Source organism: Mycobacterium sp. PDNC021, from assembly GCF_048282635.1.
GTDB classification, from domain to species: Bacteria; Actinomycetota; Actinomycetes; order Mycobacteriales; family Mycobacteriaceae; genus Mycobacterium; species Mycobacterium llatzerense.
On record NZ_CP182502.1, the window covers coordinates 1412742 to 1429378 of the forward strand.

Here is a 16637-nt window from a genome sequence, read left to right on the forward strand (position 1 = left end):
CGACGCCTACTCGCGCGTGCCCGGCAGCAGCATCGACACAGCGATCGCGGCGGTGACGCCGATGACGGTGTCGATGCCGCGATCGGCCAGCAACACAAGCGGTTCGGTGGGCACGGCCAGATCGGTCATCAGCATGATCAATGGCGTGAAGAAGCCGAGCGCGACCGCATGGTGGTGGGCCATGAACAATTCGGTGGGAAACAGCAGCGCCATGACACAGATGGCCAGCACGTACTCGCTGGGCCCGGGCACGAGTAGCGCGGCCGCCACGGCGAGGCCGATGAAAGTGCCACCGAGGCGGTGGATTCCGCGCCTGATGCGACCGCTGGCATCCGCCGCGGCGAGCGGCCCGGCTGCCGCGGCGATGGCCCAGTTGGCATGGTCGACACCCAAAGCCAGGCCGGCGGTACCCGCCGCGGTGATGGAGAGCGCGTAGCGGCCCGCGTGGATCAGCACGTCGCGACGGTTCGGCAACGCCAGTCGGGTCACCGGCTCCGACGCGCGGGGCGCATCGAGAATGCCGAGCAGGACAGACAGTAGAGCTGTTGCAGCACAGAGCAATATCGCGGACGCCGGCGCCACCCGGCCGGCAGGCACCGTGGCGATGGCGCCAAGCGCGAAGACGCCGTAGAACGGACCCTCCGGTTTGAGCGCGAGGTAGTCGGTCACCACCGATCCGACGGACGCGAACGTCACGGCGGCGATGACCAGGACCACCGGTGGGACATGGGAATTCGCCAGCACCACCCCGATGGTCACACCGAGGACCAGGATCACCGCGCCCTGCGTCTGGTGTGCGAACCGGCGGCCGCGGGTTTCGGTGCGGCCGTACATGCCGGTGATCGCACCGAACACCGCGTAGATGATCAGGTCGGGGCGCCCGGCTGCCAGCAGGGCGATGCCGGGGATAGCCAGACCGAGCGCCACCCGCAAGGCCGGGCGGTGGTCTTCCATCGGCGGGATCATGGCCCTGCGCACGCGCGTATAGACGGTGCGCATGGGCCCACTCCGATCGATGAACGACTGACTCAATCAGGTTGTCGCACCCGGGGAGTGACCGTCAAAGTGGAAACTCCGAGCAACTGATCGGCTGCGCCTATCACCCGAGCACGGGGAAGCTGCGGCGCTTGGCCAGCCGGTCCATGCCGGACTGGATCGCGAACTGCACCTCGTCGTACACCTTGTCGACATACGCGGCATCGTTCGCCCGCTCGGGGTCGGTGTCGACGTAGATCGGGTCGAGCAGTTCGGTGCGAATCTTCGCGGGTAGCGGCAGATGCATCGGCAGCACCTCGACGGCGAGCGGGAACGGGAAGCCGGCGATGATCGGCATGTTGGCGCCGCGCAGGCGCTTGCCGAGGCCGCTCCACTTGGCGAGGAACTTGCCTTCGTTCAGCACGAAGACGGTGTCGTGCCCACCGATCGTCGCGACCGGGACGATCGGCACACCGGACCGGATCGCCTGCTTCACAAAGCCTTTGCGGCCGGCGAGGATCGCCTTGTCGCGGTCGCGCCAGGTGCGCATCGCGTCGAGCTCGCCGCCCGGCCACACCACGACGTCACGGCCGGCGGCCAAGGCGCCCGTGACACCGTCGCGCGAAGCCGGGATGACCCCGACGGCGCGGAAGTAGTCACCGAGACCGGGCGCGCCCATCAATACGTCGTGCGCGGTGCCGTGCAGGACCCGCTGCCCGTCGAAATGCCGGTACCAGGAATGCACCAGGGTCCAGGCATCCATGGTCAGGGAGCCGCCGGAGTGGATCCCGATCAGCAGCGACGGCTCGTCGGGCACCTTGTGCCAGCCGTCGATCTCGAGCCGGAAGTAGTGGTCACACAGGAAGTTCCAGATCGGGTTCTGGACGTACCGCATGAAGGTCGGGTTCGGGACGCCCGGGGCGGTGGCCGGGTTCGGGGCGGCGGTCAGCGTGGTCATGAGTCCTCGTTTGCGGGGTCTGGCCGTCCGCGGCGCCTACCGACCGCGCGGACTATGGCGTTGATCGCGGCAAGTGTCAGAACGGGGAGCAAGGTGACGACGACGTATGCCACACCACCGATGACAGTCATGCGACGCCTCTCTGGTGCGGATGTCGAGCCTGTTATTGCAGGTAGGAACCTTACCGCTGTGGTCGATGGCTACGTTACGGAGATCGGATGGCGGCGGCGACATCCCCAGCGGCCGAAGATCTGACGCAATTGCGCGGATATGTTGTCGCGAGAAGCCAACGCGATCCCCAGCAGTTGACGGACCGGGAGAATGTTGCTGTGGACCAGCCTAAGGCCGGTGCCGCGGGTCGTAGTTGTGCGTCAGCGTCTCCGGTTCGGCAACCGCGAAGTCCCCGTCGGAGAACGTGTACCGGTACCACGGCGCGTCGTCGCAGCGGCCCAACTGGGGTCGCAGATTGCTGAACGCCCGGTAGATCGTGCGGTAGGGCTGGCCGTTGAAGTGCTCCAGGATTTCCTTCCACGCGCGCGGCTGCTCGCGGATGAGGTCGGCCATCGCAGCGGTCAGGTCTTCCTCCGCCAGCGTCACGACGTCGGCCGGCGGGTCCGGCAGCACGAACACCGAACTGCGGTCGAAGCTGCTGCGGGTGAACTGCGGCCCCATCGGGATGGTGCAGTCGAAGCCGATCTTCGACGCGGTACCGGGTGCGACGTCGGACCCGATCATCGGGTCGACCGTCATGGTGTTTCCGCCCGGCAGCAGCACGGTGTCGAGGTGCGGCATGTACCGGAACGCCATGGCCAACTGCACGGCGTTGTCGTCCCAGATGTCGATGTCCTCGTCGAACACCATCGCGATCTTGGGCAGTGCCAGCTTGGAGCAGGTCAGCATGATGCCGAGGGCCTGCTTCGCATCACCGCCGCCGTTGGGTTTGATCTTGGCGTAGGCGATGTTCGAGAGACCACCGAGCGGGCACCGGACCTCTTTGACGTTGATGCCCGCGAACTTCAAGGCGCCGAAGATATCTGCTTCCACCGCGGGCAGCTGCAACATGTTGTCGGTGTACCAGGGGTGCGCGCCGCCGATGGTGGCGTGCTGGAAGATGCCGCCCTTGCGATACGTCATGGCCTTCACCACGGCTCGGTAGTTGTGCTTGATGCCACCGCCGTACATGCCGCTGAACTCGCCGTATGGACCCTCATCGTGCGTCAGCCCCTCAGACGCCATCAGCTCGCATTCCAGCACGATCTCGGCGTTCGCGGGCACCAGGACGTCGATGGTCTCGCACTTCACCAACCGGGCCGGGTGCCCGTAGAAGCTGCCGAGCACCTCGAAGTCGTCGGTGTCGGCCGGCACGCCCGTCAGCGACGCCACCTTGTCGAGGATCGGGCCACCGAGGACGATGGCGACCTCGAGGTTCTGCCCTTTCTCTTGTGCCGCAATGGCATTGATGCGCGCTCGGTGTGAGGTGCACGTCATGTCGAACATCTTCTCGGTCTTTGACCGGAACATACTGCGGTAGATACCCCAGTCGTGAATACCGGTGTCCGGGTGCCGGCTGACCACCAGGTTGTCGTTGGTGTACGCGTGCCCGTCCCGGTCGTGGTGCAGGAACAGCGGCAGCCGGGTGAGGTCGACGTCGTCACCGGTCAGGATGACTTCCTTGCATGGCGCGGTGTCGACGATCTCCGGCGCGATGCGGCCCTTGGCGAGTTCGCTCATCATGAAGCCGCTCTGGCTCTTGTCGCAGCCCAGTCCCCACGCGTACTGATCCTGATTGGAGTACGCGTTGGCGAGGAACTGGAATTCGCAGTCCTTGACGTTCTCCACCAGCACGGCCGTCAGCGGGTTGGCCTCCATCACTGCGGGGAGTTCGTCGACCCGCTTCTCCTCGGTGACGCGGACCAGTAGACCCGCCTTCTCCATCTCCTCGACGAACTCGGTCAGAGTCTGCTGCGGCATCGCGCGTCCTATTCAGAAGTGGTTGTGGGACGGGTCTTTTCGTCCAGCTCCGGAAATTCGTATTCCCGCCAGCCGGGCACATCGGCGACCTCGACGACGCGGCCGCCGTGTTCCTCGAGTGCAGGTCCGCACACGTCGCCGACTTTCTTGACGATGGTGCCGTAGGGATAGGTCGCGTCGGTGCCGATGGCGGACCCGGTGCGCTGATCTTGCGGCAGGGATTCGTCGGCCGTCGGGTCCAGCGGGCCGCCGGGCAGGCCCTCGACGATGATGACATCGCGCGCCGGTTGAGTGCGAAACGCCATGGCCCACTCGACCTGTTCGGAGTCGTAGACGTCGATGTCGGGGTCCACCACGACGACCTGTTTCGGTCGCAGGTTGCTACCCATCGCGGCCAGGATGAGGCTGCGGGCCTCGCCGGCGAAGCGCTGGCGCATGGAGATCACCACGCGAAAGTAGACGCCGCCCGACGCGGGGATCGACACCTTCTCGATGGTCGGAAACTGCTGGCGCATCATGTCGAAGAACGACGCCTCGAACGAAAGCTGTTTGAGGATATGGTTTTCGGTGGTCGGGCGGCCGGTCAGCAGAGCCTGGAAGTAGGCGTCGTTGCGATGGGTGATCGCCGTCGGCCGCACCACCGGCTTCGGGGAAGCTGGGGTGTAGTAGCCGGTGTACTCGCCCAGTGGTCCTTCGGTGACGGTCTCGGTGAAGTCGACCTCGAACTCGATCACGACCTCGGCGTGCGCCGGCACCGACACGTCGTTGGTCCGGCATTTCACCAACTCCACTGCTGCGCCGCGCATTCCGCCGACGACTTCCCAGTCGTTGGTGTCCTCGGGCACCTGGATCGGGCCCGTGTACGCGATCATCGGGTCGACGCCGATCACCAGCGCCGCCCGGAAAGTCTTGTGCCCCATGGAAAGTGCTTTGGCCTGGTTCTTGGCGAACCGGTGGTTCGGGATGGCCATCAGCGTCATGGTCTTGCTGTCGATGATCTCGCAGCGGTAGTGCCCGATGTCCGGCACGCCGGTCTCCGGGTCGTGGCTGACGATGATGCCGGGAGTGATGTACGGGCCGCCGTCGTCCGGGCTGTACTTCGGTACCGGCAGGATCGACAGGTCGATATCGTCGCCGAGGATCACGTTCTCGTGCACCGGACCGTCATCGACGTACACCGGTGGGATGCGGGTCTTCAGCCGATTCACGATGTCGCCGAACGCATTCTCCTCGGTGCAGCCGTAGGCCAGCAGCGCCTTGGCGCGCGAGTTGTAGATGCCACCGACCAGCGGGAACTTGGTGCCATTGTTGTTGAAGACGATGGCCGGTCCGCCGGTAGCGGCGCTCTTGCGCATGGCCTTGGCGACTTCGAGGTCGAGGGCCACCGGCCGGTCGACTTCGATGAGTTGCCCTTCGTCGCGCAGCGCGGTGAGAAACGAGCGGAAGTCGTCGAAGGGCATCGTCCAGCGCCATCCTTACTCTGGTCTTTCTCGGTCGCGGCAAATATCTGTCTACTACGACTAGCCAGGTCGGGCCACCGAACACCACAATTGGTCACCGTGCAGTTACCAGATTTTGCTCTGCGGGTACATCGCGAAGCCGGGGTCGAGCAGGCGTGCGTGCTGTTGCAGGACCGCTTCGGTCTCGACGTGAACCTGCTGTTGTTCGCGGCTCGGGTCGGCGTCGCAGGTCAGCTGACGACGGACACATTCGTGGCCGCGAGCGAGCGAGTGGCCCAGTGGCACAGCGAGGTCGTCCGTCCGCTGCGTGCTGTGCGACGGCGGCTCAAGTCAGGGCCACCGCCGGCACCCAACCCGGTGACCACCGAACTGCGAGAGCAGCTCAAGGCCGTGGAGATCCGCTCCGAGCTGATCGAGCTCGATGAATTGGACGCGCTGGTACCTGATATCGAGCCGGCCGATGGGGACACTGTCGCGCGGGTGGCCGAGGCCCTGACGTTGGTGGTGCGGGCCCAGTCGGACCGGCCATTGACCAGCGACGAGGACGCGGCGCTGGCTACGATCGCCGCAGCGGCTGCAAGAGTGGGGAACACATGAAGCGACTGATCGTGGCGATCACCGGTGCGTCGGGCGCCGTCTACGGCATCCGGGCACTCGAGTTGTTGCGCGACGTCGCCGACGTGGAGACGCACGCCATCGTCACCACCGCGGCGCACCGCACCATCGCCCAAGAGACCAAGTACACCCATGAGTACGTCCGCGACCTCGCCGATGAGGTACACAACCCACGCGACATCGCGGCGACCGTGTCATCCGGTTCGTTCATCACCGCCGGCATGCTGGTCGCGCCGTGCTCCATCAAGACCCTGAGCGGAATTGCGCAGTCCTACAACGATTCTCTCGTCGTGCGGGCCGCCGACGTCTGCCTCAAGGAGCGGCGCCGCGTGGTGCTGCTGCTGCGCGAGACGCCGCTGCATGCCGGGCATATCGAGTTGATGGCCCAGGCGACCCGCAACGGCGCGATCATCATGCCGCCGGTGCCGGCGTTCTACACCGTCCCGCAGACCCTCGACGACATCGTCAACCAGACCGTCGGCCGCGCCCTGGATCTGTTCGACATCACCCTGCCTGACGTCAAGCGCTGGCACGGCATGACGGTGGTCCCTGCCGAGCAGACGTAAAACTGCCCCTCTTCACGTGAAAAGGGGCAGTTTTATGTCTGCTCGCGCAGAGAAAGCGACCTACACGATGTAGCTGGTGGCAGCCTGCAGGTGCTCGATGGCCTCGGCGGCGATCTGGGGCACCAGCTCGGCGCACGACGGCAGGCTGTCGATGATTCCCGCCACCTGGCCCGAGGCCAGCACGCCCGCCTCGGTGTTGCCTTCCACCAGACCGGCTTTCAGCAGCATGGGGGTGTTGGCCGCCATCACGACCTGCGACCAGGTCAGGTCCTTGCCGTGGCGCATGGCCAGGCCGTCCTTGACCATCGACCGCCAGGTCATGCCGGACATCTTCTTGAACTTCTGGGCGTTGCCGATCGCGGCGGCGAAACCCCTTACCGGGGAACCGCTTTCGAGCTTCTCCACCAGGCCCGTTCGCAGCACCCGGTGCGGCATGCCGTCGACGCGGGTCGACACCACGGTGCCGTCCAGCGCGGCGTCCAGGTACCGCTGCTTGACCGCATCGGGCACCGTCGAGTCCGAGGTGAGCAGGAACCGCGTGCCCATCGCGACGCCGGCGGCGCCGTAGGACAGCGCGGCCGCCAGGCCACGGCCGTCGAAGAAGCCACCCGCGGCGATCACCGGCATGCCGGTGTCCTTGACCGCGTCGAGCACCGACGGCAGCAGCAGCGTGGTGGCGATCGGGCCGGTGTGGCCACCGCCCTCGCCCCCCTGCACGATCACCGCGTCGGCACCCCAGCTCGCCACCTTCTTGGCATGCTTGGCCAGGCCGACCGACGGGATCACCACGACGCCTGCGTCTTTCAGCTTGGCGATCAGCTCGGGCTTGGGAGCCAGGGCGAAGGAGGCGACTTTGACTCCTTCGCGGATCAGGAGGTCGCAGCGGGCAGCCGCATCGCCGGCGTCGGCGCGCATGTTGATGCCGAACGGCTTGTCGGTGGCCGCCTTGACCTTGGCGACGGCGGTCTGCAGCTCTTCCAGCGTCATCGTCGCCGAGGCCAGAATGCCGAGACCGCCGGCGTTGGAGGTGGCCGCGACCAGACGCGCGCCGGCCACCCAGCCCATGCCGGTCTGCACGACCGGGTACTCGATGCCGACCAGCTCGGTCAGCGGGGTCTTGAGCTTGGACATCAGGACTAGACCGCTTTCACTTCTTTGTCCCGCAGCGACTTCGGGTCGATGACCTCGCGCAGCAGCTGCAGTTCGTCGGCGGTCGGCAGGCGGGTCTCGCCGGCGGCGTCCAGGCCGTGCACCGCGAACGAGGTGTTGTCGGCGACCTCGTCGGCCGTCACGCCCGGGTGCAGCGACACCGCGCGCATCTGGTGCTCGGGGCCGTTGAAGTCGAACACACCCAGGTTGGACACCACCTGGTAGACGTTCAGGAAGCGGAACGCCGGGTTGGCCGGATCGACCTTGTCCCAACCGATTCCGGAGACGATGTCGACCGAGTCGGCGAACACGCGCTTGGTGTGGTTGCCCACGAAGTAGCTGGTGGCGTGGTTGATGCTGTTGCCGGGCGCGCCGCGGACACCGAACATCTGGCGGGTCGGCTGCTGGATCGGGCCGAAGGCCGACAGGTTCTGGTTGCCGTAGCGGTCGATCTGGTTGGCGCCCATGACCACATGGCGACGGCCCCAGGCCAGGGTCTCGAAGACGCGGTTGAACGGCATCCAGCCCTCGACGGCGAACGGGGCGCCGATCGCCGGGGTGTCGGCCAGCATGCGGGCCTCGCCATCGGTGATCACGATGTCGGGAGAGAAGGTCAGCCGGGCCAGACGGGCACCGATCTGCACGACGGTCGTCATGGGGCTGGCCATGATTTCCCCTGCGTCACGGAACAATTCGGCACAGGCGACGGCACAGACCTCGGCGCGGGTTGCGTCACTCACTTGGCGGCCTCCTTCTGGGCTGCTTGAGCCTCGGCGAACTTACGGACCGCGGCCTGGTAGTCGGCTTCGGTTCCGGACAGGTAGGTCTTGACGAACTCGGCCCACGTCTCCTCCGAGCCGGCGGCTTCGGCGTAGTGGCGCTGGAACTTCTCGTCGCGCCGGTAGTCGGGCTCGTTGGTGGTGAAGTGGGCGCCATTCGGGGCCTCGACCACGGTGTCGACCATCATGCGGTTGATGACCTGCTGCTGCGGCACAACCGATTTCACGAGCTCTTCGGTGGAGACGATCTTCTCGACCGACAGGTGACGGCGCTTGGCCGACATCAGGAACAGGTCGTCGAAGTAGGGGTCGATGCCGGTGTAGGCGGCATTGCCCTTCACGTCGCCGAGGTTCATGTGCACGAACGCGGCGTCGAGGTTCAGCGCCGGCATGGCGACGAGTTCCTCGTGCGCACCGTCGGTCTCGTACGGCGAGGTGACGGTCTTGAGTTCGTCGCCCCAGAAGGCGCGGACGTCGCTGCCGAGTCCGGCGCGGATCGGCAGGAACGGAAGACGTTGTGCGGCAGCCTGCAGGCCACAGCGCAGCATGCCCTCGTCCATCTCACGGGCCTCGATGGTGCCGTTCATGCGGGCCTTGGCGAACCACGGGTCGTAGAACGGCGGCGAGTCCAGCGACACGAAGCCGTAGTAGACGCGCTTGACCTTGCCTGCGGCACACAGCAATCCGAGGTCCGGCCCGCCGTAGGTAACGACGGTCAGGTCGGTGACGTCGGTGCGCAGCAGCGCGCGGATGAACGCCATCGGCTTGCGGCGGGAACCCCAGCCGCCGATGCCGATGGTCATGCCGCTTTCGATCTCGGCGACTGCGGCTTCGAGAGTTGTTGTCTTGTCTGCCATTCTATTTGGCTCCCTTGTTGGTCCCCGCGAACTCGTCGCGGTGCTCGTCGGACACGCCGGCCAGATTCAGTTCGAAGGTGAAGCCCTGCTCCATGCGGTAGCGCGCGTTGACGGGCTGCACGTCGATGAAGTTCAGCGCCTCCTTGGCGGCGCGGATGACGCGGGTGTCCTTGCTGGCGATGTCGCGGGCGACGCGCAGCGCGGCCTCGTCGAGCTCTTCGCGCGGGACGACCTCGTGCACCGAACCGAAGTGCTGCAGCGTCGTCGCGGGCACGGTGGCGGCGGTGAAGAACAGCCGGCGCATCATGTGCTGCGGGACCAGGCGGGACAGGTGGGTCGCCGCGCCCAGGGCGCCGCGCTCGACCTCGGGCAGACCGAACTTGGCGTCGTCAGAAGCGACGATGACGTCGGCGTTGCCGACCAGGCCGATGCCGCCACCGACGCAGAAGCCGTTGACCGCCGCGACGACCGGGACCTGGCATTCGTACACCGCGCGGAACGCCTCGTAGCAGCCGCGGTTGGCGTCGATCAGCGCGCCGAAGCCCTCGGTGTTCTGCATTTCCTTGATGTCGACGCCGGCGTTGAAGCCACGTCCCTCGGCGCGCAGGATCACCACGTGGGTGCTCTTGTCGCGCCCGGCCGCAGTGATCTGGTCGGCCAGCTCGAACCAACCTGCCGACGGGATGGCGTTGACCGGCGGGTAGTTCACGGTGACCGAGACGATGCCCGGTTCGACTGTTTTGGTGGTGATGGTCATCAGTCACTTCCTGGGGGACGGGTACCTAAGCAAGCACTTGCTTGGTACGCTAGCACAGTGACTGCTGGAATCAATCTGCAATTGGCCGGGCGCGTGGTGCTGGTCACCGGCGGTGTGCGCGGCGTCGGAGCCGGCATCAGCGCGGTGTTCGCCGAGCAGGGCGCGACCGTCATCACCTGCGCGCGGCGCGAGGTTGAGGGGTTGCCCTACGAGTTCCACGCCTGCGACGTTCGTGACGACGCGGCGGTCAAGGCGATGATCGACGCCATCGTCGCCAAGCACGGCCGGTTGGACGTCGTCGTCAACAACGCGGGTGGCTCGCCGTTCGCGCTCGCCGCTGATGCGTCGGCCAAGTTCAGCACCAAGATCATCGAGCTCAACCTGATTGCGCCGCTGCTGGTTTCGACCCACGCCAACGCGGTGATGCAGCAGCAGCCCGAGGGCGGCGTGATCGTCAACATCTCCAGCGTCAGCGCCCACCGGCCGACCCCTGGCACCGGTGCCTACGGCGCTGCAAAGGCGGGCATCGACAGCCTGACCACGACGCTCGCCGTCGAATGGTCGCCCAAGGTCCGGGTCAATTCCGTGATCGTCGGCATGGTCGAGACCGAGCAGTCCGAGCTGTTCTACGGCGATGCCGAGTCGGTCGCCGCCGTCGCCGCGACGGTTCCGCTCAAGCGGCTGGCCAAGCCGGCCGATATCGGCTGGGCCGCAGCATTTTTGGCCTCCGAGGCCGCGTCGTACGTCAGCGGTGCGTCCCTCGAAGTGCATGGCGGCGGCGAGCCGCCGCAGTATCTGGAAACGTCAAGCGCCAACAAGTAAAGGGAGATATCAAATGGGATTGCTCGACGGCCGCGTGGTCATCGTGACGGGCGCCGGTGGCGGAATCGGGCGTGAGCACGCGCTTGCGTTCGCCGCCGAAGGCGCCCGCGTCGTGGTCAACGACATCGGTGTCGGCCTGGACGGTTCGCCCGCCGGTGGCGGTAGCGCCGCGCAGAACGTGGTCGACGAGATCGCCGCGGCCGGTGGCGAGGCCGTGGCCAATGGCTCGAACGTCGCCGACTGGGAGCAGGCCGCGGCCTTGATCCAGCAGGCCGTCGATACCTATGGCACGCTCGACGTGCTGGTGAACAACGCCGGCATCGTGCGCGACCGCATGTTCGCCAACGCCACCGAAGAGGAATTCGACGCCGTCACCGCGGTGCACCTCAAGGGGCACTTCGCCACGATGAAGCACGCCGCGGCGTACTGGCGGGCCAAGGCCAAGGCCGGCGAGACCGTGGACGCGCGCATCATCAACACCAGCTCGGGCGCCGGCCTGCAGGGCAGCGTCGGCCAGGCCACCTACAGCGCGTCCAAGGCCGGCATTGCCGCGCTGACGCTGGTCGCCGCGACCGAGATGGGCCGCTACGGCGTCACCGCCAACGCCATCGCGCCGTCGGCCCGTACCCGCATGACCGAGACCGTCTTCGCCGACGCGATGAACACCCAGGATCAGGCGTTCGACACCATGGCCGCCGAGAACATCTCGCCGCTCGTGGTGTGGCTGGGCAGCGTCGAGTCGCGCGATGTCACCGGCAAGGTGTTCGAGCTCGAGGGCGGCAAGATCCGCGTCGCCGAGGGCTGGGCGCACGGTCCCGAGATCGACAAGGGCGCCAAGTGGGACCCGGCCGAGCTGGGCCCCGTGGTCGCCGATCTGCTCACGAAGGAGCGTCCGCCGGTTCCGGTCTACGGCGCGTAACTATTGGACAAAAAAGCTCCCCCAGAACGAATCTCGTTCTGGGGGAGCTTTTTTGCTGCTGCTACTTGGCGTCGCCGTGGCCGGCGGAGGCCTTGTCCTCCTTCTGCTTCTCGGTCTTCTTGGGCTTCTCGACCTTCGGCTTGTCTGCCTTTTCGGACTTGTCCTTCTTCGACTTGTCCTTCTTGACCGTGGTGCCCTTGTCGTCGGCAGCCTTGTCGCCCGCGTTCTGCTTCGGGCTGTCCTCGGCCTTGGTATCACCGGTCTTGGTGTCGCCGGCCTTGGCGTCGTCGACCTTGGTGGTGTCGACCTTGGTTTCCTCGGTGGCCTTGACCGTCTTGTCCTTGGCGCCGGTCACGGCAGGCTTCCTGGCGGAGACCTGCTTGGTGATCGTCGGCGTCACCGAGGGCTTGTCGGCGCTGTCGGTGTCCTTCGCCGCGGCGGCAGCGTTGGGCGTGACGGCCTGCACCGACGCCGGCGGCGGCGCCGCCTTGAACACGGTGCCGGTCTGGACGGACTTCACGACGCTCTTGACCACGTTGATCGGGAGGTTCACCACGGCCTTGGCGGTGTCGAACACGCCGTCGCGAATGGCGTTGGCGATGTTGGCGATGTTGCCGGTACCGAGGGCCTTCGCGACGTTGTACAGCGCCATCTGCGGCACCTTGACGGCGTCGCGGACGTTGACGAACAGCTTGGTGGGCAGCGCGGGATTCTGCGTGACGGCGACGCCGCCCCAGTTCTCCAGGGTCCAACCATCCTCGGGGTTGCCGGTCACCTTGACGATGTCGGTGTTGCCCAGGGGGTGCTTGAGCATCAGGGTGAGGTCGGGGTTCTCCACGTTCATCAAGGTCCAGGCCATGATCGACATGCCGTGTGCGAACGCGACGGGGTTCTGTGCGCCGCTGGCGTAGATGTCGTCGACCGCGCCGTTGAACCGGTCCTGGAAGACCGCGCCGTTGGCGTCGGGTGAACCGGGCATCGGCATCAGGAGGTTGCCGGTGGCCCAGGACAGTGGGATCAGCGCGTACAGGATGCGGGCGAAGCCGGAGTCCTGCGACTGGCCTTCGAAGATGCCGGCCTGGACCTCGTGGAGGCCGCTCAGCACCGTCACCGGCATGCCGGTCGCGGTGGCGTACGGCGCCGCGGTCTGCTGGGTACGCACCATGTCGGAGGCGAAGATCGCGTCGTGCGCCAGGCCGTCATTGGCGAGGACGCCTGCCACGGTCTGGGCCTGGGTCTGACCTGTCGCGGTCAGGTCGGGGCCCGGGATCTTGGTGTCGATGAGGCCCGAGGCGTTGCCCTGGGATTCGCCGTGGCGGACGAATGTGATGGTGATGTTGGTCGCGGCCCAGGCGGAGAACGCCGAGGCCAGGAACATGAAGGCCGCGGTGACGACGACCGCCACAGCCTGTCCTGCGCGTTTGAGTGTTCGAGTGTGGGGAATCCCCGTGCGGAACGTTGATGACATAGACGGCTCCAGATGTGGCTCAGGCTGTGTGTGGGCGCACATGCGGCATTGCACGTGCGCCACGCCACACTATGTACACATCTGTGAATCTGTCTAGCCTCCGCCGTCAATTAGCCCGAAAATTTGCTGACCACCACGCGATCGCCAGGCTTGGCCGGTTCAACGCGGGCAACCTTGTTGCGGATCCAAAAACTCCCCTGGCGCGAATGCGGTCCAGGGGAGCTTTTCGGGGCTGTGATCAGGCCGGGTCGAGCAGGACGATCGGGATCTTCCGGTCGGTGTGCGAGCGGTAGTCGACGAAGTCGGGGTACATGGCGTCGAGCTTGGGCCAGTACTCGTCACGTTCGGCGTCGGTGGCTTCGCGGGCGGTCAGCTGCAGCTTTTCGCCACGCACCTGGAACTTCACGCTCGGGTTGGCGACCAGGTTCAGGTACCACATCGGGTGGGTGTCGCGGCCGCCCTGCGAGGCGACGACGACGATGCGGTCGCCTTCGCGCAGGTACAGCAGCGGGCTGTCGCGGGGCTCGCCCGACTTGCGCCCGATGGTCGTCAGGATGCCGACCGGAGGAGGCGTGGCGACAGGCTTGGAGCCGAGCCGCCACTTGGCGCCGACGCGGCCGTCGGTGGCGCGGAATGCCCAGGTGTTGATCCGCGACATCCACTTGAAGCCGACCTGCATCCCCTTGGAATTCAGGATCTTCAGCTGCCTGTCGTTCATTTCCCCGTCGGCCATGGTGGCGACCCTGCTCCTAGATGCGCTCGATGATCGTGCCGGTGGACAGCGCGCCGCCCGCGCACATCGTGATCAGCGCGGTCGACTTGCCGGTCCGTTCCAATTCATGCAGCGCGGTCGTGATGAGCCGCGAGCCGGTCGAACCGACCGGGTGGCCCAGCGCGATGGCGCCGCCGTTGACGTTGACCTTATCCATGTCGGCCTTGTGCACCTGAGCCCATGACAGCACGACGGACGCGAAGGCCTCGTTGATCTCGACCAGGTCGATGTCGGCCATCGACATGCGCGCCTTCTCGAGCACCTTGGCGGTGGACTGCACCGGACCGTCCAGGTGGTAGTAGGTCTCGGCGCCGACGTTGGCCTGCGCGATGATCCGGGCGCGGGGCTTGAAGCCGAGCGCCTTGGCCTTGTCCTCGTCCATCCACAGCACCGCGGCGGCACCGTCGGAAATCTGCGACGAGGTACCGGCGGTGTGGATGCCGCCCTCGATGACCGGCTTCAGCGAGGCCAGGCCCTCCAGGGTGGTGTCGCGCAGACCCTGGTCGCGGCTGACCCAGTTGAGCTCGGCGGTCGGCTGCTTGTTCTCGTCGATGACCGGCGCCTCGATGGGCGAGATCTCGCGGTCGAAGCGGCCTTCGGCCCAGGCCTGCTTGGCTTTCGCCTGCGAGGCGAAGCCCAGCGCGTCGATGTCGGCGCGGGTGATGCCCCGGCGGTTGGCGATGCGCTCGGCGGCTTCGAACTGGTTGGGCAGGTCGATGTCCCACGACGCGGCGCGGGCGCCACCGCCGTTGGCGCCCAGGGGAACCCGGCTCATGGCTTCGATACCGCAGGCGATGCCGATGTCGATGGCGCCGGTGGCGATCAGGCCCGCGATCAGGTGGTTGGCCTGCTGGGCACTGCCGCACTGGCAGTCGATGGTGGTGGCACCGACATGCTCGGGCAATCCGGCGACCAGCCAGGACTGCCGAGTGATGTTGTTGCCCTGCTCGCCGTACTGCGTGACGCAGCCGCCGATGAGCTGCTCGACCTCGCCGGCGTCGAGCCCGGCCTTCTCGACGAGTGCCTTCTGCGTCGCGCCCAGAAGTTCGGTTGCGTGCAGGCCGGACAACCAGCCACCCCGCTTGCCGATCGGGCTACGGGTGGCTTCAACGATGACAGGATTACCCATGAGGTCAGGCTAGAACACGTTTCATTAGTCTGACAAGCAACGATTGGGTTGGGCCTTTGATCTGCGGTGAAGGCATGTTTCAATGGTCGCAACAGGAACTAGAAGGATTTGTCTCAGGACCGTGTTCTGAGGCGTTGGATTCCCCAAGGAGACACCATGCCCTGCCCGATCCCGTCCGATCTCGACTTGTTGGACGCGACCCGCAACCTCCAAGGCCTCCCCATTGAAGAGCTGGCCGAACTGCGTAAGTCCGAGCCGGTCCACTGGGTGGACGTGCCCGGCGGCACCGGTGGCTTCGGTGACAAGGGCTACTGGATCGTCACGCGCCACGAGGACGTCAAGGAGGTGTCGAAGCGCAACGACATCTTCGGCAGCGCGCCCGATGGTGCGATTCCGGTCTGGCCGCAGGCCATGACCCGCGACGCCGTCGACGTGCAGCGCGCGGTGTTGCTCAACATGGACGCTCCGCAGCACACGCGGCTGCGCAAGATCATCTCGCGTGGTTTCACGCCGCGCGCCATCGGCCGGCTGCAGGCCGAGCTGAACGAGCGGGCCCAGAAGATCGCCGAGACCGCGGCGGCTTCCGGTACCGGCGACTTCGTCGAGCAGGTCTCCTGTGAGCTGCCGCTGCAGGCCATCGCCGGCCTGCTCGGTGTGCCGCAGGAAGACCGCGACAAGCTGTTCAACTGGTCCAACGAAATGACCGCCGGTGAGGATCCGGAGTACTCGCATATCGACCCGGCCGCGTCCTCGTTCGAGCTGATCACGTACGCCATGAACATGGCCGCGGAGCGGGCCAAGAACCCGACCGACGACATCGTCACCCAGCTGATCGAGGCGGACTTCGACGGCGAGAAGCTCTCGGACGACGAGTTCGGCTTCTTCGTGGTGATGCTCGCGGTGGCCGGCAATGAGACCACCCGTAACTCGATCACCCACGGCATGATCGCCTTCGCGCAGAACCCGGAACAGTGGGAGCTGTACAAGAAGGAACGCCCGGAGAGCGCCGCGGACGAGATCGTCCGTTGGGCCACACCGGTTACCGCGTTCCAGCGCACTGCTCTCGAGGACACCGAGCTCGGTGGCGTGACGATCAAGAAGGGTGACCGGGTCGTCATGTCCTACCGCTCGGCCAACTTCGACGACGAGGTGTTCGAGAACCCGCACTCCTTCGACATCCTGCGCACGCCGAACCAGCACGTCGGCTTCGGCGGCACCGGTGCGCACTACTGCATCGGTGCCAACCTGGCGCGCATGACCATCAACCTGATGTTCAACGCCATCGCCGACAACATGCCCGACCTGGTCTCGATCGGCGAGCCCGAGCGGCTGATGTCGGGCTGGCTCAACGGCATCAAGCACTGGCAGGTCGATTACACGGGCAAGTGCCCTGTCCAGCACTGACGGCAACTGAGCGAGTAGCCCGGTAACACGAATCAA

Annotated in this window: 16 protein-coding genes; 5 read left to right on the forward strand and 11 right to left on the reverse strand. The window is 66.2% G+C overall.

Annotated elements, in window-relative coordinates:
• Positions 1-6: 6 nt before the first annotated feature.
• From ACNO8X_RS06540 to ACNO8X_RS06555, 4 genes are all read right to left on the reverse strand, one after another.
• Positions 7-999, reverse strand: coding sequence for an FUSC family protein (locus ACNO8X_RS06540; RefSeq protein ID WP_418004640.1), 993 nt, complete (start codon positions 997-999; stop codon positions 7-9).
• 100 nt (positions 1000-1099) lie between these two features.
• A complete protein-coding gene (locus tag ACNO8X_RS06545; protein ID WP_418004641.1) occupies positions 1100-1933 on the reverse strand; it encodes a lysophospholipid acyltransferase family protein in 834 nt (277 codons plus the stop codon).
• 339 nt (positions 1934-2272) lie between these two features.
• Positions 2273-3904, reverse strand: a complete 1632-nt coding sequence (locus tag ACNO8X_RS06550; protein ID WP_418004642.1) for a UbiD family decarboxylase domain-containing protein — start codon at positions 3902-3904, stop codon at positions 2273-2275.
• An 8-nt stretch (positions 3905-3912) separates the two neighbouring features.
• Positions 3913-5364: a UbiD family decarboxylase gene (locus ACNO8X_RS06555; protein ID WP_418004643.1), complete on the reverse strand. Its 1452-nt coding sequence runs from the start codon at positions 5362-5364 to the stop codon at positions 3913-3915.
• A gap of 99 nt (positions 5365-5463) precedes the next feature.
• Between ACNO8X_RS06555 and ACNO8X_RS06560 the strand changes: the two genes are divergently transcribed.
• Together ACNO8X_RS06560 and ACNO8X_RS06565 are read left to right on the forward strand one after the other, a co-directional pair.
• Positions 5464-5961 (forward strand): TIGR02444 family protein, encoded by a 498-nt coding sequence (locus ACNO8X_RS06560; RefSeq protein ID WP_418004644.1) that lies wholly within the window; start codon positions 5464-5466, stop codon positions 5959-5961.
• Positions 5958-6545 carry a UbiX family flavin prenyltransferase gene (locus ACNO8X_RS06565; RefSeq protein ID WP_418004645.1) on the forward strand — a complete coding sequence of 196 codons (588 nt, stop codon included), beginning with the start codon at positions 5958-5960 and terminating at the stop codon, positions 6543-6545. The genes ACNO8X_RS06560 and ACNO8X_RS06565 overlap by 4 nt, the downstream gene beginning before the upstream one ends.
• A gap of 60 nt (positions 6546-6605) precedes the next feature.
• Here ACNO8X_RS06565 and ipdC read toward each other — a convergent pair whose 3' ends face one another.
• Genes ipdC through echA20 form a run of 4 tightly spaced genes read right to left on the reverse strand, consistent with a single transcriptional unit; the run spans position 6606 to position 10087 of the window.
• Positions 6606-7676, reverse strand: a complete 1071-nt coding sequence (gene ipdC, locus ACNO8X_RS06570; protein ID WP_043400327.1) for a (3aS,4S,5R,7aS)-5-hydroxy-7a-methyl-1-oxo-octahydro-1H-indene-4-carboxyl-CoA dehydrogenase — start codon at positions 7674-7676, stop codon at positions 6606-6608.
• A gap of 5 nt (positions 7677-7681) precedes the next feature.
• Positions 7682-8434, reverse strand: coding sequence for a cholesterol ring-cleaving hydrolase subunit IpdB (ipdB, locus tag ACNO8X_RS06575; RefSeq protein ID WP_418004646.1), 753 nt, complete (start codon positions 8432-8434; stop codon positions 7682-7684).
• Positions 8431-9330 (reverse strand): CoA transferase subunit A, encoded by a 900-nt coding sequence (locus tag ACNO8X_RS06580; protein ID WP_418004647.1) that lies wholly within the window; start codon positions 9328-9330, stop codon positions 8431-8433. Before ACNO8X_RS06580 ends, ipdB begins: the two co-directional genes overlap by 4 nt.
• 1 nt (position 9331) lies before the next feature.
• The gene (echA20, locus tag ACNO8X_RS06585; protein ID WP_043400318.1) at positions 9332-10087 is read right to left on the reverse strand and encodes a (7aS)-7a-methyl-1,5-dioxo-2,3,5,6,7,7a-hexahydro-1H-indene-carboxyl-CoA hydrolase; all 756 of its coding nucleotides are present in this window, start codon (positions 10085-10087) and stop codon (positions 9332-9334) included.
• A gap of 57 nt (positions 10088-10144) precedes the next feature.
• Here echA20 and ACNO8X_RS06590 point away from each other — a divergent pair, with 57 nt between their 5' ends.
• Together ACNO8X_RS06590 and ACNO8X_RS06595 are read left to right on the forward strand one after the other, a co-directional pair.
• Positions 10145-10909: an SDR family oxidoreductase gene (locus ACNO8X_RS06590; RefSeq protein WP_043984577.1), complete on the forward strand. Its 765-nt coding sequence runs from the start codon at positions 10145-10147 to the stop codon at positions 10907-10909.
• Positions 10910-10922: 13 nt separating this feature from the next.
• Entirely contained in the window at positions 10923-11828 is a 906-nt protein-coding gene (locus ACNO8X_RS06595; RefSeq protein ID WP_418004648.1) for an SDR family oxidoreductase, read from the forward strand.
• A gap of 61 nt (positions 11829-11889) precedes the next feature.
• On the opposite strand, the gene ACNO8X_RS06600 is transcribed toward ACNO8X_RS06595, so the two are convergent.
• The 3 genes from ACNO8X_RS06600 to ACNO8X_RS06610 all read right to left on the reverse strand — a co-directional run bounded on the left by ACNO8X_RS06600 (position 11890) and on the right by ACNO8X_RS06610 (position 15197).
• A complete protein-coding gene (locus ACNO8X_RS06600; protein WP_418004649.1) occupies positions 11890-13233 on the reverse strand; it encodes a histidine phosphatase family protein in 1344 nt (447 codons plus the stop codon).
• 301 nt (positions 13234-13534) lie between these two features.
• Entirely contained in the window at positions 13535-14029 is a 495-nt protein-coding gene (locus ACNO8X_RS06605) for a nitroreductase family deazaflavin-dependent oxidoreductase (protein WP_418004650.1), read from the reverse strand.
• A gap of 16 nt (positions 14030-14045) precedes the next feature.
• Positions 14046-15197 (reverse strand): steroid 3-ketoacyl-CoA thiolase, encoded by a 1152-nt coding sequence (locus tag ACNO8X_RS06610; protein WP_418004651.1) that lies wholly within the window; start codon positions 15195-15197, stop codon positions 14046-14048.
• 156 nt (positions 15198-15353) lie between these two features.
• Between ACNO8X_RS06610 and ACNO8X_RS06615 the strand changes: the two genes are divergently transcribed.
• A complete protein-coding gene (locus ACNO8X_RS06615) occupies positions 15354-16601 on the forward strand; it encodes a cytochrome P450 (RefSeq protein ID WP_260936472.1) in 1248 nt (415 codons plus the stop codon).
• Positions 16602-16637 lie beyond the last annotated feature (36 nt).

What these genes read in the sequence shown, in the direction of transcription:
- ACNO8X_RS06580 (WP_418004647.1), bottom strand. Translation starts at nt 9,330, where the DNA reads ATGGCAGACAAGACAACAACTCTCGAAGCCGCAGTCGCCGAGATCGAA.
- ACNO8X_RS06555 (WP_418004643.1), bottom strand. Translation starts at nt 5,364, where the DNA reads ATGCCCTTCGACGACTTCCGCTCGTTTCTCACCGCGCTGCGCGACGAA.
- ipdC (WP_043400327.1), bottom strand. Translation starts at nt 7,676, where the DNA reads ATGTCCAAGCTCAAGACCCCGCTGACCGAGCTGGTCGGCATCGAGTAC.
- ACNO8X_RS06610 (WP_418004651.1), bottom strand. Translation starts at nt 15,197, where the DNA reads ATGGGTAATCCTGTCATCGTTGAAGCCACCCGTAGCCCGATCGGCAAG.
- ACNO8X_RS06605 (WP_418004650.1), bottom strand. Translation starts at nt 14,029, where the DNA reads ATGGCCGACGGGGAAATGAACGACAGGCAGCTGAAGATCCTGAATTCC.
- echA20 (WP_043400318.1), bottom strand. Translation starts at nt 10,087, where the DNA reads ATGACCATCACCACCAAAACAGTCGAACCGGGCATCGTCTCGGTCACC.
- ACNO8X_RS06595 (WP_418004648.1), top strand. Translation starts at nt 10,923, where the DNA reads ATGGGATTGCTCGACGGCCGCGTGGTCATCGTGACGGGCGCCGGTGGC.
- ACNO8X_RS06540 (WP_418004640.1), bottom strand. Translation starts at nt 999, where the DNA reads ATGCGCACCGTCTATACGCGCGTGCGCAGGGCCATGATCCCGCCGATG.
- ACNO8X_RS06565 (WP_418004645.1), top strand. Translation starts at nt 5,958, where the DNA reads ATGAAGCGACTGATCGTGGCGATCACCGGTGCGTCGGGCGCCGTCTAC.
- ACNO8X_RS06615 (WP_260936472.1), top strand. Translation starts at nt 15,354, where the DNA reads ATGCCCTGCCCGATCCCGTCCGATCTCGACTTGTTGGACGCGACCCGC.
- ACNO8X_RS06545 (WP_418004641.1), bottom strand. Translation starts at nt 1,933, where the DNA reads ATGACCACGCTGACCGCCGCCCCGAACCCGGCCACCGCCCCGGGCGTC.
- ACNO8X_RS06550 (WP_418004642.1), bottom strand. Translation starts at nt 3,904, where the DNA reads ATGCCGCAGCAGACTCTGACCGAGTTCGTCGAGGAGATGGAGAAGGCG.